The organism is Kitasatospora sp. NPDC048239, assembly GCF_043202015.1.
Lineage (GTDB): Bacteria > Actinomycetota > Actinomycetes > Streptomycetales > Streptomycetaceae > Kitasatospora.
In genome coordinates this window covers 303573-324252 of sequence record NZ_JBICZP010000002.1, presented here as the reverse complement: position 1 = coordinate 324252, position 20680 = coordinate 303573, and the positions used below count along the sequence as shown (strand labels likewise).

At 73.9% G+C, this 20680-nt stretch carries 21 protein-coding genes and 1 pseudogene; 9 read left to right on the top strand and 13 right to left on the bottom strand.

Annotation, left to right across the window (positions count from 1 at the left end):
- Positions 1 to 58: 58 nt before the first annotated feature.
- The 5 genes from ACGFZP_RS05620 to ACGFZP_RS05600 form a co-directional block, all read right to left on the bottom strand.
- Positions 59 to 466 carry an NUDIX domain-containing protein gene (locus ACGFZP_RS05620; RefSeq protein WP_392928919.1) on the bottom strand — a complete coding sequence of 136 codons (408 nt, stop codon included), beginning with the start codon at positions 464 to 466 and terminating at the stop codon, positions 59 to 61.
- Between the two features lie 28 nt (positions 467 to 494).
- Positions 495 to 656, bottom strand: coding sequence for an SPOR domain-containing protein (locus ACGFZP_RS05615; protein WP_392929696.1), 162 nt, complete (start codon positions 654 to 656; stop codon positions 495 to 497).
- A gap of 161 nt (positions 657 to 817) precedes the next feature.
- On the bottom strand, positions 818 to 2353 hold the full coding sequence (locus ACGFZP_RS05610) for a septum formation family protein (protein WP_392929652.1): 1536 nt from the start codon (positions 2351 to 2353) through the stop codon (positions 818 to 820).
- A gap of 153 nt (positions 2354 to 2506) precedes the next feature.
- Entirely contained in the window at positions 2507 to 3325 is an 819-nt protein-coding gene (locus tag ACGFZP_RS05605) for a methyltransferase domain-containing protein (RefSeq protein ID WP_392928918.1), read from the bottom strand.
- Positions 3326 to 3478: 153 nt separating this feature from the next.
- Positions 3479 to 4855, bottom strand: coding sequence for a DUF3616 domain-containing protein (locus ACGFZP_RS05600; protein ID WP_392928915.1), 1377 nt, complete (start codon positions 4853 to 4855; stop codon positions 3479 to 3481).
- A 168-nt stretch (positions 4856 to 5023) separates the two neighbouring features.
- On the opposite strand from ACGFZP_RS05600, the pseudogene ACGFZP_RS05595 reads away from it, so the two are divergent.
- Both ACGFZP_RS05595 and ACGFZP_RS05590 read left to right on the top strand, forming a co-directional pair.
- A pseudogene (locus ACGFZP_RS05595) lies at positions 5024 to 6150 on the top strand (dihydrofolate reductase family protein).
- Between the two features lie 65 nt (positions 6151 to 6215).
- Positions 6216 to 6884 (top strand): HAD-IA family hydrolase, encoded by a 669-nt coding sequence (locus tag ACGFZP_RS05590; protein WP_392928913.1) that lies wholly within the window; start codon positions 6216 to 6218, stop codon positions 6882 to 6884.
- Between the two features lie 33 nt (positions 6885 to 6917).
- On the opposite strand, the gene ACGFZP_RS05585 is transcribed toward ACGFZP_RS05590, so the two are convergent.
- Positions 6918 to 8219, bottom strand: a complete 1302-nt coding sequence (locus ACGFZP_RS05585; protein WP_392928911.1) for a M20 family metallopeptidase — start codon at positions 8217 to 8219, stop codon at positions 6918 to 6920.
- Between the two features lie 255 nt (positions 8220 to 8474).
- Between ACGFZP_RS05585 and ACGFZP_RS05580 the strand changes: the two genes are divergently transcribed.
- The gene (locus tag ACGFZP_RS05580; protein WP_392928909.1) at positions 8475 to 9056 is read left to right on the top strand and encodes a Uma2 family endonuclease; all 582 of its coding nucleotides are present in this window, start codon (positions 8475 to 8477) and stop codon (positions 9054 to 9056) included.
- A gap of 98 nt (positions 9057 to 9154) precedes the next feature.
- Here ACGFZP_RS05580 and ychF read toward each other — a convergent pair whose 3' ends face one another.
- Both ychF and ACGFZP_RS05570 read right to left on the bottom strand, forming a co-directional pair.
- Positions 9155 to 10228: a redox-regulated ATPase YchF gene (gene ychF, locus ACGFZP_RS05575; RefSeq protein WP_392928907.1), complete on the bottom strand. Its 1074-nt coding sequence runs from the start codon at positions 10226 to 10228 to the stop codon at positions 9155 to 9157.
- Between the two features lie 75 nt (positions 10229 to 10303).
- Positions 10304 to 10696, bottom strand: coding sequence for a glyoxalase (locus ACGFZP_RS05570; RefSeq protein ID WP_392928906.1), 393 nt, complete (start codon positions 10694 to 10696; stop codon positions 10304 to 10306).
- A 255-nt stretch (positions 10697 to 10951) separates the two neighbouring features.
- Here ACGFZP_RS05570 and ACGFZP_RS05565 point away from each other — a divergent pair, with 255 nt between their 5' ends.
- Positions 10952 to 11467, top strand: coding sequence for a DUF6542 domain-containing protein (locus ACGFZP_RS05565; RefSeq protein ID WP_392928904.1), 516 nt, complete (start codon positions 10952 to 10954; stop codon positions 11465 to 11467).
- An 89-nt stretch (positions 11468 to 11556) separates the two neighbouring features.
- Here the strand turns inward: ACGFZP_RS05565 and ppgK are convergent, their stop codons facing one another.
- Together ppgK and ACGFZP_RS05555 are read right to left on the bottom strand one after the other, a co-directional pair.
- Positions 11557 to 12303, bottom strand: a complete 747-nt coding sequence (gene ppgK / locus ACGFZP_RS05560) for a polyphosphate--glucose phosphotransferase (protein ID WP_392928901.1) — start codon at positions 12301 to 12303, stop codon at positions 11557 to 11559.
- 158 nt (positions 12304 to 12461) lie between these two features.
- Positions 12462 to 13436 carry a 4-hydroxy-3-methylbut-2-enyl diphosphate reductase gene (locus tag ACGFZP_RS05555; protein ID WP_392928900.1) on the bottom strand — a complete coding sequence of 325 codons (975 nt, stop codon included), beginning with the start codon at positions 13434 to 13436 and terminating at the stop codon, positions 12462 to 12464.
- An 87-nt stretch (positions 13437 to 13523) separates the two neighbouring features.
- Between ACGFZP_RS05555 and ACGFZP_RS05550 the strand changes: the two genes are divergently transcribed.
- The 4 genes from ACGFZP_RS05550 to ACGFZP_RS05535 all read left to right on the top strand — a co-directional run bounded on the left by ACGFZP_RS05550 (position 13524) and on the right by ACGFZP_RS05535 (position 17117).
- On the top strand, positions 13524 to 14867 hold the full coding sequence (locus ACGFZP_RS05550; RefSeq protein WP_392928897.1) for an APC family permease: 1344 nt from the start codon (positions 13524 to 13526) through the stop codon (positions 14865 to 14867).
- A gap of 10 nt (positions 14868 to 14877) precedes the next feature.
- Positions 14878 to 16092 (top strand): exodeoxyribonuclease VII large subunit, encoded by a 1215-nt coding sequence (xseA, locus tag ACGFZP_RS05545; RefSeq protein WP_392928895.1) that lies wholly within the window; start codon positions 14878 to 14880, stop codon positions 16090 to 16092.
- 59 nt (positions 16093 to 16151) lie between these two features.
- Complete coding sequence (locus ACGFZP_RS05540; protein WP_392928893.1) at positions 16152 to 16403, top strand: exodeoxyribonuclease VII small subunit; 252 nt, start codon at positions 16152 to 16154, stop codon at positions 16401 to 16403.
- Between the two features lie 111 nt (positions 16404 to 16514).
- Positions 16515 to 17117 (top strand): malonic semialdehyde reductase, encoded by a 603-nt coding sequence (locus ACGFZP_RS05535; protein ID WP_392928891.1) that lies wholly within the window; start codon positions 16515 to 16517, stop codon positions 17115 to 17117.
- 83 nt (positions 17118 to 17200) lie between these two features.
- Here ACGFZP_RS05535 and ACGFZP_RS05530 read toward each other — a convergent pair whose 3' ends face one another.
- Positions 17201 to 17737 carry a DUF4245 domain-containing protein gene (locus tag ACGFZP_RS05530; protein WP_392928889.1) on the bottom strand — a complete coding sequence of 179 codons (537 nt, stop codon included), beginning with the start codon at positions 17735 to 17737 and terminating at the stop codon, positions 17201 to 17203.
- A gap of 215 nt (positions 17738 to 17952) precedes the next feature.
- On the opposite strand from ACGFZP_RS05530, the gene glpX reads away from it, so the two are divergent.
- Positions 17953 to 18993 (top strand): class II fructose-bisphosphatase, encoded by a 1041-nt coding sequence (gene glpX, locus ACGFZP_RS05525; protein WP_392928887.1) that lies wholly within the window; start codon positions 17953 to 17955, stop codon positions 18991 to 18993.
- Between the two features lie 163 nt (positions 18994 to 19156).
- Here glpX and ACGFZP_RS05520 read toward each other — a convergent pair whose 3' ends face one another.
- The gene (locus ACGFZP_RS05520) at positions 19157 to 19513 is read right to left on the bottom strand and encodes a WhiB family transcriptional regulator (protein WP_392929650.1); all 357 of its coding nucleotides are present in this window, start codon (positions 19511 to 19513) and stop codon (positions 19157 to 19159) included.
- 348 nt (positions 19514 to 19861) lie between these two features.
- Positions 19862 to 20599, bottom strand: coding sequence for a DUF1707 domain-containing protein (locus ACGFZP_RS05515; protein WP_392928885.1), 738 nt, complete (start codon positions 20597 to 20599; stop codon positions 19862 to 19864).
- Positions 20600 to 20680 lie beyond the last annotated feature (81 nt).

Genomic DNA, 20680 nt, shown 5'->3' with positions numbered 1-20680 from the left:
GGCGTATCGCGCGTCGCGGGGGCCGACCGGTCGCCCGGGTGTTCGCCCGGGTGTGGGTTCAGTCCGCGGCGAGGAGGCGGGCGACGTGCGGGAGGACCTCGCGGTCGTGGTCGAGCCAGTCCACCTCGCCGAATTCGGCGGGGGTGAGCCAGCGGAGCTCGGAGTGGTCCTCCAGCGGGCGGGGGTCGCCGGAGAGCAGCTCGGCGGCCCAGAAGCGGAGCTCCAGCCCCGGCCTGACGGTCCAGGAGCCGGGCAGCTGCGCCAGGGCGCGCGCCCGGACGCCCAGTTCCTCCAGTAGTTCGCGCTCCAGCGCGGCGGCCTCGGTCTCGCCGGGCTCGGCCTTGCCGCCCGGGAACTCCCAGCGCCCCGCCACCTCGGGCGGCGCGCTGCGGCGGGCGGCCAGCACCCTCCCGTGGTGGACGAGTGCGCCGCCGACGACGATCCGGTGTTCCGTGGCCTTCTCCATGGCCCTGAGCCTAGGGCTGGGGCCGGGGTCAGGGCGCCTCGGCGGCCTCGGCCTCCACCCGGTAGAGCTGCTTGTGGCCGCGCGCCTCGAACTCCGCCGCCAGCCGCTCCGCCTCGGCCCGCTCCAGGCCGTCGGCGACCGGGAAGCGGTTGCCGTTGTCGTCCTGCCTCATCACGCGGTGGGTCCCCACGGCGACGAGCGTAGTGCGGGTGCCGGAGGCGCCCGGGGCGGTGCGCGGCCCGGCCCGCGTGGGGGTCGGGCCGGGGCCGCGCACCGAGGGACGCTACGCCCCGCCTGCTACCGGCGGGTACGGGCCGGGTTAACGCCCGGTAAGACGTGCCGCGGTCCGGATCAGGCCCGTGCCTCGCCGGCCTGCTCGCCGGTCGACAGGCCGAGCTCGCGGCGGATCTCCACGACCTGCTTGCCGGCCTTCGCCTCCAGGGCCTTCGCCCGCCGCACCTCGCGTTCGAGCGCGGTCGCGTCGACGGTCTTCACCACGGTGTCCCAGGCGGCGGCGGCCTCCCGCTTGCCGGCCACCATCTCGGCCAGCTTCGGCTTGGCGCCCTCCGGCCAGATCGTCGACCCCTTGGACAGGTCCTCGGCCTCCTTGCGGGAGGCCGCGGCCATCTGGCCGGCCCAGGACCAGTACTCGGGGCGCGCGTCGGCGATCTCGGCGTCCGGCTCGTTCGCGGAGGCCGTGTTGAAGGCGCGGGCGGCCTCCAGGTAGGTGAGCTGGGCCGCGGTCAGACTGCCCCGGTCGGTGCGGACACTGCCCCGGTGCTGGCCGTCGCGGTCCTCGTAGGCGCAGGTGACGTACCGCTCCCCGGCCTTCCAGTTGCCGCGGCCGGGGTAGAGGTAGACCTCGTCCATGCCGTCCGGGACGGCCCAGCTGTCGAGGGCGTACTCGTCGAGCACCGGTCCGCAGAGGCGGGCGGCGTCCTCGCGGACCTTGGTCTCGCCCGGGTAGGCCGGGCTGTCGCTCGCGGGGATCCGGGTGGTACCGGCCACCTCGCCCTGGTGCGGGATCAGGCACGGCACCTTGAGCACCCAGTAGACGGTCTGGTCCCCGCCCTCCGCGTCGTCCTCGGCGGAGCCCCCGGGCTGGTTGTAGCAGTCGCCGGACTTGAGCGAGCCCCAGTGGACGGCCCCGGGCGGCGCCTTGGGCACCCGGCCGGGCCGGTCGCCGTCGGCGGTGTCGACGGTGTTGCCGAGGACGAGCACGGCTGTCGCGGCAACCACCACCACGCCGGCGGAGAGCAGCAGGGCGGCGACCGCCATGCCCCGGCCGCGCTCGTTGCGCTTCGGGATCTGGACCAGCGCGGTGATCGCGAAGGCCACCGACAGCGGCCACATGCAGAGCAGACCGGTGATCAGCGCGGCGACGGCGAAGCCGTTGGTGACGGCGGGCGCCTGCGGGTAGGCGTAGCCGGGCTGGAAGCCGGAGACCGCGCCGGGAGTGACCGCCGCCCAGCCGGTGGCCTGCGGTCCGGGCGGGACGGGGGCGCCGGGCGGGAGCGGCGCACCGGGCGGGGGCAGGGCGGGGCCGAAGGCCGCCGGGGCGGCCCACGGGTCGACGGGCGGCGCGGGCACCCCGGCGACGGGCGCCCCGGCCGGCGCCGTCGCGGTCGGCGGCGCCTCGACCGGCGGCGCCTCGGGGGCCGGCTCCCCGGCCGCGGACGCGGCCGCTCCGGTGCCCGGCTCGGCGTCGGACCCGGCGTCGGACCCGAGGTCGGACCCGGCGTCGGACCGGACCGGCTTGGCGAGCTCCACGCGCTCGGCGGGCTGCTCGGCGGGGCCTCCCTCGGCAGGCCCCACGGGAGGCTCGGCAGGGCGCTCGGCGGGTGCCGGGGTGTCCGACGCGGGGCGGGGCGCGTCGGGCTCGGGCATGGACACGTGGGACTCCCCCGGCCCGCCGGATACGGGCATCAGCTCGGCAGTTCGACTCGACCGTTCCGCAGACGGAGCATTGGAACGGACGCGCGACTTTACCCGATCTTGGAGATCACCCCGCCACCCCTTTTCCGGCCGCCGCCGACACCGCTACCCGCGCGCCAGCACCTCGCCGTGCAGCATCGCGAACCACCCGTCCTCGGCCGCCGCCCACTCCCGCCAGCCGGCCGCGATCCGCTCCAGCTCCGCCCGGTCCGCGAACCCCTCGGCGACCGCCGCCTCGGCGATCGCCGAGTCCAGGATCCGGTCCGCCCACAGCCCGCCCCACCACGTGCGCTGCTCGGGCGTCGCGTACGTCCAGGTGGACGAGGTGGCGGCGACCTCGGTGAAGCCCGCCGCCCGGGCCCAGGACAGCAGCCGCCGCCCGGCGTCCGGCTCGCCGCCGTTGGACCGGGCGATCCGCTGGTACAGCGCCAGCCAGCGGTCCAGCTCCGGCGCCTGCGGGTACCAGGTCATCGACGCGTAGTCGACGTCCCGGGCGGCCACCACACCGCCCTCGGCGGTGACCCGGCGCATCTCGCGCAGCGCCTGCACCGGGTCGCCCACGTGCTGCAGCACCTGGTGGGCGTGCACCACGTCGAACTCCCCGTCCGCGTAACGCAGTCCGTGGACGTCGGCGACCTCGAAGACCACGTTGTCCAGCCTGCGCCCCGCGACGTACGCGGCGGCCTGCTCCAACACCTCGGCCGAGGCGTCCACGGCCACCACCCGCCCGGTGGGGCCGACCAGTTCGGCCAGGTCGGCGGTGATCGTGCCCGGTCCGCAGCCGACGTCCAGCAGGGCCTGGCCGGGCCGCAGTTCGGGCACCAGGTAGCCGGCCGAGTTGGCGGCGGTGCGGGAGCGGTGCGAGCGCAGCACGGGCTCCTGGTGGCCGTGGGTGTAGACGGTGTCGGGCTGCTGTCCGGTCATGGCGTCCCCCTGGGATGCGGTCGGCTTCGCGATGCCTTCGACGCTACTCCTCGTCCCGCATGACGAGAAGATTCGTCTCACATTATGACCCGATGGCAACGGAAGACGCCCCCGCCCGGATCGGGCGGGGGTGCTTCTTCCGCGCTGCTCGCACTAGTTGACGGTGAACCAGGTGGTGCGGGACTTCTGCCACTCCGGGTGGGTGAGGTCCTTGGCCTCGGTGCCGTCGCCGTACAGGTCGGCGGAGCCGTCGTCAGTGATCATCTGCACCCGCGCGCCGGGCGCGGTGAGGTCCGGGACGTCCACCACGGCCTCCCAGCCGCCGGCGTCGCTGGTCGGCAGGTCCAGCACCTTGACCGGCGCCGAGCCCGGCTGCCCGTTCCAGCGGTAGAGCGCGTACGGGTCGGAGTTGTCGTCGGCGGCCCAGGAGCCGGCCACGATCAGGTACTGGTCGGCCGCGTTGCGCCGCAGGTCGCGGATGGCGAGCCCGCCGAGGTCCAGCTCGATCGGGGCGCCGAACGTGGCGCGCGCCGAACCGCCCGGCAGGGAGGAGAAGTTGGTGACCGGCACGATCAGCGCCCGGCCGCCGGTGACGGCCGGGGTGAGCGGCGCGCGGAAGCCCACGTAGGCCGCGGTGGTGCTGCCCGGCGCGAACTCCAGGCCCTCGACGTTGAATCCGTCGATCTGCTTGGGCGCCTGCCCGTCGGCCGCACCCGCCGCGAAGCCGTAGCGGTTGCCGTTGGCCTGGTCCCAGGCGATCAGGTCGTCGCGCAGCCCGTGGTACGAACCCGCGAGCGCCAGCTGGGCGGTGTCCCCCGAACCGGTGATCGTGGTGGCGAAGACGGTGTGCCGGTCGGGCTTGATCTCGCCGTCCTTGTTGTTGCCGAGCGAGCCCGTCCAGTAGATCGTGTCACCGACCCGGGCGGCGCCCTCGATGTCGATCTCCTTGGAGACGCCGAGCGCCGAGCCGAAGTCCCAGCTGCGCACGGGCGCACCGGAGGCGTTGCGGTCGTACAGCCGCAGCACGTTGGACTCGTCGTCCGCCACCACCAGGTAGCCGCCGCCCGCGTCCACGACCGCCGAGGCGTCGCTGGATCCGGTCAGGTACCGGCTGTCGGCGGAGTCCTGGACGGCGGGCGAGGCCGCGTAGTGCAGCGTCCTGGTGGCCGTCCTGCCGCCGAGCCCGGTGACCTTGATGGTGAGGTCGGTGTAGCCGACGCCCTGCGCGGCCACCGCGAGGGTCCGGGTACCGGTGGTGCCGGCCACCGTCACGTCCGTGGTCCGGGCGACGCTGCTGCGCGTGCTGGCCGAGGCGGCCACGGTCAGCGCGGAGACGCTCGCGCCGCTCTGCGCCACGGTGACGGTGACCGTCGGGTCGCCGGTGGCGCCGACCGCACCGGAGAGGTAGCCGGTCGAGAGGGTGATGGTGGGCGTGCCGTAGGAGGCCGCGGTGGCCGGGCCGACCGGCAGCCCGACGGCCGGCAGCACGGCGGCGGCGAGCGGGAGGATGCCGCGGGAGAATCGGGACACGGGGCTGGCCCTTCGACGAGGGGGCGGTGCGAGGTCCGGACCAGGGCGGGGCGGCGGGCGAACGCCGCCGCCACGGGAACCGGCCGCCGGACGAACGGCAGCCCTCCGGGCCCTGCGCCGTCACGGCGGGCCGTACTGTGGACGGACCCCTACAGAAGACGGTCCTCCATGCCCCGGCCCTTTGTCCTGCTGAGCGCCGCGATGTCGCTCGACGGGCACCTCGACGACGCCTCGCCCGAACGGCTGCTGCTCTCCAACCCGGCCGACTTCGACCGGGTCGACGAGGAGCGCGCCGTCGCCGACGCGATCCTGGTGGGCGGCAACACCCTGCGGGCGGACAACCCCCGGCTGCTGGTCAACGACCCGGACCGGCGGGCCGCCAGGGTGGCGGCGGGCCGGCCCGCGTACCCGCTGAAGGTGACGCTCAGCGCGAGCGGCCGGCTCGACCGGGCGCTCAGGTTCTGGCACACCGGCGGCGAGAAGGTCGCCTACACCACCGACCAGGGGGCCGCGGCGCTGCGCCCGGCACTGGAGGGGCTGGCGGAGGTGGTGGCCCTGGGTGCGGCGGTCGGGCTGGGCGCGGTGCTGGACGACCTGGGGGCGCGCGGGGTGCGCCGGCTGATGGTCGAGGGCGGCGGCAGCGTGCACACCCAGTTCCTGGCCCAGGGGCTCGCGGACGAGCTGCAGTTGGCCGTCGCCCCGCTGCTGGTCGGGCAGGCGCAGGCACCGCGCTTCGTCCACCCGGCGGCCTTCCCGGGCGGCCCGGCCCGCCGGATGCGCCTGCTGGAGGCACGTACGGTGGGCGATGTCGTCCTGCTCAGGTACGCCCCCAAGGAGCCCGCGCCGTGACCGCCACCGACCTCGACCACCTCCGCCGGGCCGTCGAACTCTCCCGGCTCTGCCCGCCGTCCGCGACCGCCTTCTCGGTCGGCGCGGTGATCGTCGGCGCGAACGGCGAGGTGCTGGCCGAGGGCTTCAGCCGCGAGGCGGACGCCCACGACCACGCCGAGGAGGCGGCCCTGGCCAAGCTCCCGGCCGGGGACGCCCGACTGCGCGGCGCGACCGTCTACAGCTCGCTGGAGCCGTGCGGTCAGCGGGCCTCCCGGCCGCTGCCCTGCGCCCGGCTGCTCATCGCGGCGGGCGTCCCGCGGGTGGTGGTGGCCTGGCGCGAGCCGGACCTGTTCGTCACCGACTGCCAGGGGACGGCCCTGCTGGAGGCGGCCGGGGTCGAGGTGGTGGAGCTGCCGGAGCTGGCCGACGCGGCCCGTGCGGTCAACGCCCACCTGCTGGGGTAGGGTTTTGTATCGTTACTGAACAATAGACTCGCAGGTCTTCCGAACCCGTAGCGAGGAGCCTCGCCATGCCCGTCAACGCCACCCTGCCGCCCGTCCGCGCCCTGCTGCTGGACATGGACGGCACCCTGGTCGACTCCGACGCCGTGGTCGAGCGCTGCTGGCACCGCTTCGCCGACACCCACGGCCTCGACCGCGCCGAGGCGCTGCGCGTCGCGCACGGCCGCCAGGGCCACCTCACCATGGCCCTGCTGCTCCCCGACCGCCCGGCCGAGCTCAACCTCGCCGACAACGCGCGGATGCTCGCCGACGAGAAGGCCGACGTCGAGGGTGTCGTCGCCGTCCCCGGCGCCGCCGCCTTCCTCGCCTCGCTGGCCGGCCTCCCGCACGCCCTGGTCACCTCCGCCGACGAGCCGCTGGCCCGGGTCCGGATGGCCGCCGCCGGGCTGCCGCTGCCGTCCGTCCTGGTCACCGCCGAATCGGTCGGCGCGAGCAAGCCCGACCCGGAGGGCTTCCTGAAGGGCGCCGCCGCGCTCGGCTTCGCCCCCGCCGACTGCCTCGCCTTCGAGGACTCCGAGGCCGGTATCGCCGCGGCGCTGGCCGCCGGCATGCCCGTGGTCGGCATCGGCCCGCGCGCCGCCGCCCACCACCCCACCGCGCACGCCCTCACCCTGGAGGCGGTCACGGTCACCGCCGCCCCGGACGGCGCCCTCACCGTCGGCATCGCCGGACGGTGAGGGCACCCGCACCCGGGCGGCGGCCTCAGCCGCTCACCCGCGGGCGCGGGTGGCGAGCCAGCCCGCCATCGCCCTGACGCCGACGCCGATCGCCCGCTCGTCCGGCACGAAGGTGTCGTAGTGCGGGAAGGCCGACATCACCCCGGCGCCGGGCGAGCGCACACCGAGGAAGGTGTAGGTGCCCGGGATCCGACGCAGGAACAGCGCGTAGTCCTCCCCGTTGAAGGGGAACGCGCCGTGGTTCACCGTCACCCCGCGGGCGCCGAGAGCCCGGCGCAGGTGCCGGGCCAGCGCGTTGGCGTCGTCCGCGGGGCAGACCATCGCCGGGAACGGGTCCCGGGGGAAGGCCACCGCCGCGCCGGGGTACGACCGCGCCAGCCGGCGGACCTCCTCGCGCAGCTCGGCGGTGCGCTCCTCGGGCCAGCAGCGGTACGTGGCGGCCACCTGGACCTTGCCCTCGGCGTCGGTCTGCACCCGGCTGCGGGCGACCACGAACCGCGTCAGCGGCCCGTCCGGCGTCTGCACGTCCGCGACGAGCCGCGCCAGGTCCGCCTCCGTCTGCGGCAGGGCCACCGTGGCCAGGCCGTTGATCTCGGCCGCCAGCCGGCCCGCCGCCGCGGCCGCGTCCGGCCCGGTCAGCGTCACGGTGGCCCAGTCCTGGCCCGGCAGCCCGCTGCCCGGGGTCACGGACAACTGCCCCACCGGGAACGGTCCGCAGTGCAGGGCGTGGACCTCCTCGGCGCCGGTCTGCTCCAGCACGCCCGCCTTGATCATCGCCGCGGCGCCCTCCAGCCTCTCCTCGCCGGGCTGGAAGAGGAAGGCCACCGTGCCGCTCAACCGGTGCCGCAACTGCGCCAGCACCTGTGCGACGCCGACCCCCACCGCGGTGTGGATGTCGTGCCCGCAGGCGTGCGCCGCCGGGCGGCCGTCCACCGGGGGCATGATCCCGTCCCCCGGCACCGCGTCCATGTCGGCCCGGTAGGCCACCGTCCGCCCGGGGCGCGCGCCCCTCAGCACGGCCACGACCCCGTTGCCGCCCACGCCGGTGGTCACGGTGAGCCCGGCGGCGGTCAGCCGCTCGGCCACCGTCGCGGCGGCGAACGCCTCGGCCCCCGCCACCTGCGGGTGCCGGTGGAGGTCGCGCCGCAGCGCGATCAGATCACGGTCGAGCCGGGCGGCGACGGCCTCGACCGCGGCCTGGTCCACCGGGTCCCGGCGGCGGCCGGAGTCCGCCGCGGCCGGAGCGCCGGACGCCAGCACGGCACCGACGCCGGCCGCCGCGGTGCCCCCGATCAGACCGCGACGACTCAGGACAGGCTTGCTCGGACGGGTCATTCTTCCCCCTGTGATCATGCGGAGCGCCTCCCCGCCCACCGGCACGACCGGCGGCGGGGGCATGGACGGCCTACACCCAGGGCGACGACGAGGGCGACGACCGCCACCGCTCCCACCCCCCTGGAGAACTGATCAACAGTCAATCAAACATTCATCCGATCAGGTCAACCGCCTGCGAATGAACACCAACCGGGAGATCGCGTTCCGCATACCGCCCGCCCTCCGGCCCGGGCCGCGGACCGCTACCGTGAAGCCATGACCGCACTGCCCGACTGGATGCGCCCGCCCCGCGCGGAAGGCTGGTTCGCGGAGGACCTGGACCGCCTCCCCGAGGCGCCACGCCACACCGAGCTCATCGACGGAGCACTCGTCTTCATGATGTCGCCGCAGCGGTCCTGGCACGGCCGCCTCGTCACCGCCCTGACCACCACGCTCGCGGCGCAGGCGCCCGCCGGCATCGAGGTCGAGCGGGAGATGACGATCCGCCTCGACGCCCGCAACCGCCCCGAGCCGGACCTCCTGCTGACGGACCTGCCCTACGACCCCGACCGCACCTGGTACGCCCCCGGGGACGTGAAGCTCGTCGTGGAGGCCGTCTCCCCCGAGTCCGCCCATCGCGACCGCACGGTGAAGCTCCGCAAGTACGCGGAGGCGGGCATCCCGCACTACTGGTGCATCGAGGACGAGGACGGCGCAACTGTCGTCCACGTCTACGAGCTCGACGGACCGACCGGCGCCTACGCACCCGCCGGCATCTTCCGCGGCACCCTCCAGCGCCCGGTGCCCTTCGAGATCACCCTGGACCTCGACAGCCTCACACCGCCGCGCAACAGCTGAGAGGTCGGCCCGGAACGGAGAAGGGGCCCGCCCCTGAGCGGGCGGACCCCATCCGACCCGCCTGTTCGGCAGATCATCCACGCAAGGCGCAGAACCGGTCACACGTTGAAGCGGAACTCCACCACGTCGCCGTCCTGCATGACGTAGTCCTTGCCCTCGATCCGGGCCTTGCCCTTGGAGCGGGCCTCGGCGATGGAGCCGGTCTCGACCAGGTCGGTGAAGGAGATGACCTCGGCCTTGATGAAGCCCTTCTGGAAGTCGGTGTGGATCACACCGGCGGCCTCGGGGGCGGTCGCGCCCTTCTTGATGGTCCAGGCCCTGGTCTCCTTGGGGCCCGCGGTGAGGTAGCTCTGCAGGCCGAGGGTCTCGTAGCCGACGCGGCCGAGGGTGGCCATACCGGTCTCCTCCTGGCCCATGGACTGGAGGAGCTCCAGCGCCTCGTCCTCGTCCATGCCGATCAGCTCGGATTCGATCTTGGCGTTCAGGAAGATCGCCTCGGCGGGGGCGACCAGCGCGCGCTGGGCCTCCTTGAACTCCTCGTCGACCAGCTCGTCCTCGTCGACGTTGAAGACGTAGAGGAAGGGCTTGGTGGTGAGCAGGTGCAGCTCGCGCACCGAGGAGGCGTCGAAGCCCGCCTCGAAGAGGGTCTTGCCGGTCTCCAGGATCGCCTGGGCGGCCTCGGCGGCGGCCAGCGTGGCGGCCGACTCCTTCTTCAGGCGGGCCTCCTTCTGGAGCCGCGGCAGCACCTTCTCGATCGACTGGAGGTCGGCGAGGATCAGCTCGGTGTTGATGGTCTCGATGTCGTCCTTCGGCGAGACCTTGCCGTCGACGTGCACCACGTCCGGGTCGACGAAGGCTCGGATGACCTGGCAGATCGCGTCCGACTCCCGGATGTTGGCGAGGAACTTGTTGCCCAGGCCCTCGCCGACCGAGGCGCCGCGCACGATGCCCGCGATGTCGACGAAGTCGACGGTGGCGGGGAGGATGCGCTGCGAGCCGAAGATCTCCGCGAGCTTGCCCAGCCGCGCGTCCGGTACGCCGACGACGCCCACGTTCGGCTCGATGGTGGCGAACGGGTAGTTGGCCGCCAGCACGTCGTTCTTGGTCAGGGCGTTGAACAGGGTCGACTTGCCGACGTTCGGCAGGCCGACGATTCCGATCGTGAGCGACATGAAGCGCAGTCCCGTGGGCTTGGAGGAGTTGGGTCGGCACCGTGCGGGCCGATCCCCCAGTCTACGGGCAGCGGCTCAGGCGCCCGCCGCCGCCGGTAGCGGCTCCAGGAACTCCAGCCGGTTACCGAGCCGGTCGCTGGAGTGGAACCGACGGTGACCGGGCAGGTTGTCGTCCCAGACGACCTCATGACCATGGGCGGCCAGCCGCTCGGCCAGTGCGTCCAGCGAGCCCACCTGGATCCCCGGGTGGCCCTTGCGGGCCGGCCGGAACTCCGGGACCACGCCGAGGTGCACCTCGACCCCGCCGCCGCGGAACCAGCAGCCGCCGCGTGCGGCCAGCACCGGCGGCTTGACCAGCTCGGTCATACCGAGCACGCCCGCCCAGAACGCGCGGCAGTCCTCCTCCGCGCCGGCCGGAATGTCGAGCTGCACATGGTGCAGGCGTTCGAAGGTGAAGCCGCCGGCCATGAATCCCCCTGGACGAGTTGATCGAAGATCACATCAGTACTCCGTCCGGAGACACGGAGCAAGTCCGAACCGCCATTACACAGTGTGGCGATGATCGGACCGTACGTTGGACGGGTGGAGCAGAGCATCCGAACCCAGCCGCCAGGGCCCAGACGCCGACCGCCTAACGGCGCGGCCGGGGCCGCCGTCCCCGGGCCCGGGCGGGCCCCCGAGACCGACGGGGCCGCCGCAGGACCCTCCTCCCGGCTACGCCCCGTGGCCGGCGCGCCCGAGCGGGCCCGCTCGGGCGGCGCCCGGCTGCGGCTGCCGTTCGGCCCGCGCGCCGAGGGACGTGCGGACGCCCGCGGCGAGGGCCGCCCCGAGGTGCGCGTCTACGGTCGCCGGCGCAACGGCCGGCCGGCCCGGCTGACGGCGGTCGGGGCCGGTGTGGTCGCACTGGCGGCGACCGTCGCGGTGGCCGCCGTGGACCGGATGGTGTTCGGCGGCCTCGGGGTGCTGTTCGGCGTCGGCTACCTGGTGATCTGCTTCCAACTGGCCGTCCGGGTGCGCTTCGTCGACCTGCTGGCCGCCCCGATCAGCGGGCCGATCGCGTTCGCCGCCGCCCTGCTGCTGCTCGGCCCGGTGACCTCCACCGGCGTGACCGCCCAGGTGGTGGCCCTCGCGACGGGGCTGGCGCTGCGGGCCGGCTGGCTGTTCGCCGGCACCGGTCTGGCGGCGGCGATCGTCATCGCCCGGTTCGTGGCCCAGAAGCGGATCCACCGGGCGCGTTGAGGACTGGAAAGTCGGCCGGTTCGGCTTTCCGCTCCTCAACGCGCCCACGGCTCCCGGCTCCACACTCACGACCTACCGCCGAACGGCGGTCAGCCCGCCGCCCGCGCGGCCGCCATGGCCGCCCCGACGATCCCCGCGTCGTTGCGCAGCTCCGCCGGGACGATCCGCGCCTCGCGCTCGCGCAGCAGCGGCAGGAACTTCTCGTGCTTGCGGCTCACCCCGCCGCCGATCACGATCAGCTGCGGCGAGAACAGCATCTCCACCAGGTCCAGGTACTCGTCCACCCGCCCGGCCCACTGCTCCCAGTTCAGCCCGTGCCGCTCCTTGGCCGCCGAGGAGGCGCGCCGCTCGGCGTCCTTGCCGCGCAGTTCGAGGTGCCCCAGCTCGGTGTTGGGCACCAGCGCGCCGTCCACGAACAGGGCGCTGCCGATGCCGGTGCCGAAGGTGAGCACCAGCACCACCCCCGACTGGTCGCGGCCGGCGCCGTGCGCGGTCTCGGCGAAGCCGGCCGCGTCCGCGTCGTTGAGCACGGTGGCCGGAAGGTCCAGCGCCTCCCGGAACAGGCCCGCGGCGTCCAGGCCGATCCAGCCCTTGTCCACGTTGGCCGCGGTTCTGGTCTGCCCGTTGACCACCACCCCGGGGAAGGTCAGCCCGACCGGGCCCTGGTGGTCGAAGTGGCGGACCACCTCGCGGACGGCGGCGACCACGGCCTCCGGCGCGGAGGGCTGCGGGGTGAGGACCTTGTGCCGCTCCTGGGCGAGCACGCCCCGGCCGAGGTCGACGGGGGCGCCCTTGATGCCCGAACCGCCGATGTCCACACCGAATACCGCCGTCATGACGAACACCCTCCGCCGGAGCGTTGCCCGGGACGGCCGTCCCGGACCGTTGTCCACAGGCCTGTGCACAACTGTGCACAAAACTACGAGAACGGGCCCGGCCCTGCACAGCGCAGTGCCCGGCACCCCAGAGGGGCACCGGGCACCGTGCGACGGGACTACAGCTTGCCGGCGGCCTCGGCGCGCAGGTCGCGGCGGAGCTCCTTGGGCAGCGAGAAGATCAGGTGCTCCTCGGCGGTCTTGACGGTCGACACGTCGCCGTAGCCGCGCGCGGCCAGCCAGTCGAGGACGCCCTCGACCAGGATCTCCGGCACCGAGGCGCCGCTGGTCAGGCCGACCGTGGTGACGCCCTCCAGCCAGGACTCCTGGATCTCCTCGGCGAAGTCCACCAGGTGGGCGGCCTTGGCGCCGTACTCCAGGCCGACCTCGACCAGGCGTACCGAGTTGGAGGAGTTCTTGGAGCCGACCACGATCAGCAGGTCCGTCTCGGGCGCCATCTGCTTGACGGCGACCTGGCGGTTCTGGGTGGCGTAGCAGATGTCGTCGCTGGGCGGGCTGACCAGCAGCGGGAAGCGCTTCTTCAGCTCGCCGACGGTGGCCATGGTCTCGTCCACCGAGAGCGTGGTCTGGGAGAGCCAGACGACCTTGGACTCGTCGCGGACCTCGACGTTGGCGACGTCCTCGGCGCCGTCGACCAGGTGGATCCGGTCGGGCGCCTCACCCATGGTGCCGACGACCTCCTCGTGGCCCTCGTGGCCCACCAGCAGGATGTCGAAGCCCTCGTCGGCGAACCGGACGGCCTCCTTGTGCACCTTGGTGACCAGCGGGCAGGTGGCGTCGACGGTGGCGAGCTTGCCGGCCTTGGCCTCGTCGTGGACGGACGGCGCGACGCCGTGGGCGGAGAACACCACGATCGAGCCCTCGGGCACCTCCTCCGTCTCGTCGACGAAGATCGCGCCCTGCTTCTCCAGGGTCTGCACCACGTACTTGTTGTGGACGATCTGCTTGCGGACGTAGATGGGGGCCCCGTACTGCTCCAGGGCCTTCTCCACGGCGATCACGGCACGGTCGACGCCCGCGCAGTAGCCCCGGGGGGCGGCGAGCAGGACACGGCGCTGCGCGGTGTTGGACATGGCTCCATCGTACGGGCGGTACCGAGCCGCGCCGACGGTTGGCGCCTTCGGGTCGGAATCCGCCGCAAATGCTCAAATGTGGAGTCTATGAGCGAGCAAGCGGGTCACGGCGAGCTGCGGCGCACCCTGAGCGTGCGCGACCTGATGGTGTACGGGCTGCTGTTCATCGCCCCGATGGCGCCGGTCGGCGTGTTCGGGGTCCTGGACGCCAAGAGCCACGGCGCGGTGGCCTCGGTGTACCTGGCGGCCACCGTGGCGATGGGGCTCACCGCCTTCTCGTACGCCCAGATGGTGCGCGCGGTGCCGCAGACCGGTTCGGTGTTCGCCTACGCGCGGGCCGGGCTGGGCGAGGGTCCGGGCTTCATCGCCGGGTGGATGGCGATGCTGGACTACCTGCTGATCCCGGCGGTGGCGTACCTGTTCTCCGGGATCGCGCTGCACTCGCTGGTGCCGGAGGTCTCGCGCTGGGTGTGGACCGCGCTGGCGGTGCTGGTGACGACCGCGCTCAACCTGGTCGGGGTGCGGACGGCGGCCTCGGTCGGGTTCGCGGTGCTGGCGATGGAGATCGCGGTACTGGCCGTCTTCGTCGTCTCGGCGGTGGTGGTGCTGGTCCGGGACGGCGCGCAGCGCGGCTGGGACACCCCGTTCACGGCGGTCGGCGGCTTCTCGGCGGCGGCGGTGATCTCGGCGGTGTCGGTGGCGGTCCTCTCCTACCTGGGCTTCGACGCCATCGCGACCTTCGTGGAGGAGGCGGTGGGAGCCTCGGCGGCGGTCGCCCGGGCGGTGCTGTGGTGCCTGGTGCTGGCCGGGGTGCTGTTCGTGCTGCAGACCTATCTGGCGGCGCTGCTGGAGCCGACGACCCCGCAGCAGCTGGCGGCCGATCCGGCGGCGCAGGGCTCGGCCTTCTACGACACCGTGGAGAGCGGGATCGGGCACTGGCTGCACGTCCTGGTGGCGGCCGGCAAGGCGATCGGCGCGGCGTTCGCGGCACTGGCCGGGCAGGCCGCGGCCGGGCGGCTGGTGTACGCGATGGCCCGGGACGGTCGGCTGCCGCGCCTGCTGGGCACGGTGGACCCGGCCACCTCGGTACCGCGCCGGGCCCTGCTGGTGGCGGCGGTGATCACGCTGGGCGCGGCGGTCTGGGCGGCCGACCGCGACGACGGGCTGGACCAGCTGACCTCGGTGGTGAACATGGGCGCGCTGACGGCCTTCGCGCTGCTGCAGGCCTCGGTGATCGGCTGGTACGTGGTGAAGCACGGCTCGCGGGACTGGCTGCGGCACGTGGTGGTGCCGGTGCTGGGCATGGCGGTGATCGGCGCGGTGGTCTACGAGGCCTCGCACACGGCGCAGCTCGCGGGGGCGGTCTGGCTGGGCGCCGGGCTGCTCGTCCTGCTCGTCCAGGGGTCCTCCGCTGTCGGCATCCGCCGCTAGCCTCGTACGCATGGCCAACACCAGCTCCCCCGAAGCCCCGCTCCCGGTCGGCAAGGTCTCCGCGCTGATCGGCGGCTGGGTCGACCGGCTCGGCGCGGTCTGGGTGGAGGGCCAGATCACCCAGCTCAGCCGGCGGCCGGGCGCGGGCGTGGTGTTCCTGACCCTGCGCGACCCGCAGGCCGACGTGTCGCTCACCGTGACCTGCTTCCGGTCCGTCTTCGAACAGGTCGCGGACGTGGTGCAGGAGGGCTCGCGGGTCATCGTGCACGCCAAGCCGGAGTGGTACGCGGCGCGCGGGCAGCTCTCGCTGCGGGCGGCCGAGATCCGGCTGGTGGGGCTCGGCGAGCTGCTGGCCCGGCTGGAGCAGCTGAAGCGCCGGCTCGCCGGGGAGGGCCTGTTCGCCGCCGAGCGGAAGCGGCCGCTGCCGTTCCTGCCGCAGTGCGTCGGCCTGGTCACCGGTCGCGACTCGGCGGCCGAGCGGGACGTCCTGGAGAACGCCCGGCGGCGCTGGCCGGCCGTCCGCTTCGAGGTGCGCAACGTGCCGGTGCAGGGCGTCAGCGCGGTCGAGCGGGTGAGCGCGGCGGTGCGGGAGCTGGACGAGCACCCCGAGGTGGACGTGATCATCGTGGCCCGGGGCGGCGGCAGCGTGGAGGACCTGCTGCCGTTCTCGGACGAGGCCCTGGTGCGGCTGGTCGCGGCCGCCCGGACGCCGGTGGTCAGCGCGATCGGGCACGAGCCGGACCAGCCGCTGCTGGACTTCGTCGCCGACCTGCGCGCCTCCACGCCGACCGATGCCGCCAAACGGGTGGTTCCGGACGTCGGCGAGGAGCTGACGAAGGTCCTGCACCTGCGCGACCGGGCCCGCCGGCACGTGCTCGGCCGGGTCGACCGGGAGCAGCACGGGCTGGACGGCCTGCGCAGCCGCCCGGCGCTGGCCGCGCCGCACCGGATGCTGGACGGGCGCGGCCAGGAGGTGGCGGGCCTGCTGGAGCGGGCCCGGCGCACCCTCGGGCACCGGCTGGACCACGCGCAGAGCGACCTCGGGCACACCCTGGCCCGGGTGGTGGCGCTCTCCCCCGCCGCGACCCTGGAGCGCGGCTACGCGGTGCTGCAGCGCGCGGACGGCACGGTGGTGACCGATCCGGCGCAGGTCTCGGAGGGCGACGCGCTGCACGCCCGGGTGGCGGGCGGCGGCTTCGACGTGACGGCGGGCCCGCAGCCGTAGGTCGCCGCTGGGGCGCCGGGTTCCGCGCGGTGTCGGCGCCAGCGCCTACGCTGGCTCCCATGGCTGAGCAGGAGCAGGTGGAGGCGGCGCCGCGGACCCCGGACGACGCGCTGGGGTACGAGCACGCCCGGGACGCGCTGCTGGAGGTCGTCCGGCAGCTGGAGAACGGCGGCACCTCGCTGGAGGAGTCGCTGGCGCTCTGGGAGCGCGGCGAGCAGCTGGCGAAGGTCTGCCAGCGCTGGCTGGACGGCGCCCGGGCCCGGCTGGACGCCGCGCTGGCCGCCGAGGAGGGCGGTCCGGCGCAGCAGTGACGCGGGTCACAGCGCCGCCGGGAACAGTTGAAAGTTCACTCATGTTGTGACCACATGACCGGCGCCGCCGGCCGTCCAGACGAACCCGTCACGCATGAGGTGCAGACAAGCATGACCACCGACGCCCTGGTACTCGACACCGCTGCTCAGGACCTGCTGTTCCGCGAGGCCCGCACCGCGAACACCTTCACCGACGAGCCGGTCTCCGAGGAGCAGGTCCAGGCCATCTACAACCTGGTCAAGTTCGGCCCGACCGCGTTCAACCAGCAGCCGCTGCGCGTCGTCCTGGTCCGCTCCGCCGAGGGTCGCGAGCGCCTGGTCCAGCACCTGGCGGACGGCAACAAGGCCAAGACCGCCGCCGCGCCGCTGGTCGCCATCCTGGCCGTGGACAACGAGTTCCACGAGGAGCTGCCGACCCAGCTGCCGAGCTTCCCCGAGGCCAAGGACATCTTCTTCACCGAGCGTCCGGTCCGCGAGTCCTCCGCGCTGCTGAACGGCGCCCTGCAGGCGGGCTACTTCATCATCGGCGTGCGCGCCGCCGGCCTGGCCGCGGGCCCGATGACCGGCTACGACGCCGCGGGCATCAACAAGGAGTTCTTCGCCGACGGCGAGCACTCGGTGCTGGCCGTGGTCAACATCGGCAAGCCGGGCGAGAACGCCTGGTACCCGCGTTCGCCGCGCCTGGCCTACGACGAGGTCGTCACCACCGTCTGACACCCCGCCTCGCGGCTGCCGCGAGGCATGCGGAAGGGCCCGCACCGGCCGTACCGGTGCGGGCCCTTCCGCTTGCTCCGGGCCTACCTGAGCGCCGCGGCCAGCTCGGCCAGCTCCTCGTAGGAGGCGGTTCCGGTGAGCACGGTGGTGGCGCCGCCGCTCTGGACGGCCAGGGCGCGGGACTTGGCGCCCTGGATGCGGTCCCAGGCCTGGCCGGCCACCTCCGAGGTGCCGTCCGGCTTGCCGCCGGCCACCATCGCGTCGAGCAGGGTGTCGCGGGAGACGTCGCTCTGCTCGACCGCCGCGTACTGGCCGGACGGGGTGACGAAGCCCAGGTGCCAGGCGTTGCCCCGGCCGCCGCCCAGCGACGCCGGGTCGTACTTCACCGAGGTGGCGCGCCACTGGCCGGACAGGCCCTCCGGCGCCAGCAGCGGGTACGGCGCGGCCCGCTTCGCCGAGGCCGCCGCCACCTTGTACTCGACCTTCCGCACACCGTCGCCGTCCGCGTCGTGCGGGAGGAACAGGTACCCGACCCAGACCACGACACCGACCGCCAGCATCGACAGGACCATGTCCCGTACCGTCTGCCGGCCCCTCATGCCCTTGCTCTCCGCTGCCACCCCCACATGGTGACTCATGGGGTTCGCACCCCCCGCACCCGGGGTGTCCACGTACGGGTGAAGCGGGGCAAACCGCACGACCCCGGCAGGGGGTGGCGACCCGCGCCACAGACAGTCATCTCGTGGGCAGATACGATCGCAGGACCCTCACCACGGCGTTCGACCAGGCAGTAGTCGGGCGCTTACTGGCCGTCGCGTACAGAGAGGTAACGACGATGACCACGCAGTACCCGCACAACCTCCCCCGATCCCTTGAGGTCGCGCCCGAGGCTCCCGACCGGAACCTCGCGCTCGAACTCGTCCGGGTCACCGAGGCGGCCGCGATGGCCGCCGGCCGCTGGGTCGGCCGGGGCGACAAGAACGGCGCCGACGGTGCCGCCGTGAAGGCGATGCGCACCCTCGTCTCGACCGTCTCGATGAACGGCATCGTCGTCATCGGGGAGGGCGAGAAGGACGAAGCCCCGATGCTCTACAACGGCGAGCGGGTCGGCGACGGCACCGGCGCCGAGTGCGATGTCGCCGTGGACCCGGTCGACGGCACCACGCTGACCGCCAAGGGCATGAACAGCGCCGTCGCGGTGCTGGCCGTGGCCGACCGCGGCACGATGTTCGACCCCAGCGCCGTGTTCTACATGGACAAGCTGGTCTGCGGCCCGGAGGCCGCCGAGTTCGTCGACATCACCGCCCCGGCCGCCGTCAACATCCGGCGGGTCGCCAAGGCCAAGGGCAGCGCCGTCGAGGACGTCACGGTCGTCATCCTCGACCGCCCGCGCCACGAGGGCCTGGTCCAGGAGATCCGCGAGGCCGGCGCCCGGATCAAGTTCATCTCCGACGGTGACGTCGCCGGCGCCATCATGGCCGCCCGCGAGGGCACCGGTGTCGACCTGCTGATGGGCGTCGGCGGCACCCCCGAGGGCATCATCGCGGCCTGCGCCATGAAGTGCATGGGCGGCGTGATCCAGGGCCGGCTCTGGCCCAAGGACGACGCCGAGCGGCAGAAGGCCCTCGACGCCGGTCACGACCTGGACCGCGTCCTGACCACCAACGACCTGGTCAGCGGCGAGAACGTGTTCTTCGTCGCCACCGGCATCACCGACGGCGAGCTGCTGCGCGGTGTGCACTACCGCCAGGAGACCGCCACCACCAGCTCGCTGGTGATGCGTTCCAAGAGCGGCACCATCCGGGAGATCCACTCCACCCACAAGCTGTCCAAGCTGCGGGCCTACAGCGCGATCGACTTCGACCGCGCCAACTGACGGATCCCGAAAGCGGGTTGCGGCCGGCCGGCGGTGGACCGGCGGCCGGTGCGCAGGCGCTTCGGCCGACGGTTCGCGACCGGGCCTCGGCCGGTTGTGCACGACGGGGCGCGGTCTCGGCGGAATCCCCCTCCGCCGAGGCCGCGCCCCGTCGTTCTCCCGCTCAGCCCGCTATCCGGCGAGGGGAGGCCGGCACCCGGGCCGCCTCGCGCAACTCCGCCTCGCGGCGCCGGCGGCGGGCCAGCACCACCCGGCGCTCGGCGGCCGTCAGACCGCCCCACACCCCGTACGGCTCGGGCTGCGCGAGCGCGTGCTCCCGGCACTCCAGCAGCACCGGGCAACGGGCGCAGACCTGCTTCGCCTGCTCCTCGCGCGAAAGCCGGGCCGCCGTGGGCTCCTTGGACGGCGCGAAGAACAACCCCACCTCGTCCCGCCGGCAGGCCGCGCCGGTGTGCCAGGGATCGTCCTCGCTCTGCGGCTGGGCGCCTGGCCTGCGGTCCAGCACCTGGGCGGCGGCGATGGGCGAGGTGGTGCGGGACTCGATCGGATGCAGCACGGCCGTACTCCTGACGAGGCTCTCGGACACGGGGAAGCTCGCTCCCCTGCCCGGCTGCGAGCCCCCGCTCTTCACCCCCCGGGCCGGCCACAGGCCGCCCCCGGTGCGCAGCCGTACAAGAAGCGATGTGCGAGAGGAATTACCCCGCCGCGCCGTGATTCATGCACACTGCACGCAATCGACTACGGAGTGCACCGAACACAACGAGGAGTGCCCGGCCGGGAGTTGTCCCCGGCCGGGCACTTCGGACACTTCGGGCACGCCGGCCCCGGAACGGCTCCTCGGCCGCCCCGGCCGGCCCGCCGGGCGGGCCTACTCCGCGCCCAGCTGCTTGCGCACCCACTCCTTGAGCTTCTTGCCCTTGCGCGGCCGCGCCTCGCAACCGCCGAACACCGCGGCCCCCTTGACCCGGACGACGGGCGCGTACGGGTCCGCGGCGGTCTGCTCCTTCACGTCGAAGCCGCCGAAGATCCCGACGCCTCCGCCGTGCAGGCTGACGTTCTCCGGCACCTTGATGTCGACCCCGCCGAACACCGCCGTCACCTCGATCACCACCTCGGGCGACTCGAAGACGGCGTCGGTCAGGTCGATCTCGATGCCGCCGAACAGCGCGAGCGCCCGCAGGTGCGAGCCGACCCGCCAGCGGCCCTTGCGGGAGGCGCCGCCGAAGATCGCCACCATGGTCGGCGCCTCCTGACGGGCCGGCAGCCGCACCGGTCCGTCCGGGCGGGTCCCGGGGGCGCCCAACGAGGGCTTCTCGAAGGAGATCGGCCGGTGGGTCGGCAGGTCACGGGTGAGCGGTACGAGTTCGCCCAGCGTCTTCGCGGCGTACGCGGCCTCGATCCGCTCGGCGTGCTCGTCCACGTTCAGCCGGCCCTCGGCGTAGGCGTCGCGCAGCAGCTCCGCGACCCGCTCGCGGTCGGCGTCCGAGGCCCGCATCTCGGCCTCCGCGACCGGGGCGTGCACGGCCCGGACGGGCGGCGCGGCCTCCGGCTTGGTCATGGGTACGGGCGACTGCCCCTGGTCGTCGTGCGACGGCGAGTTGTCCACGGCCCAAGACTAGTCACCCGGGCAAGCCTCGTACGCATGCCCGAGTGACACCGGTCACGCAGGCTGCCCTGTCCGCGTGCG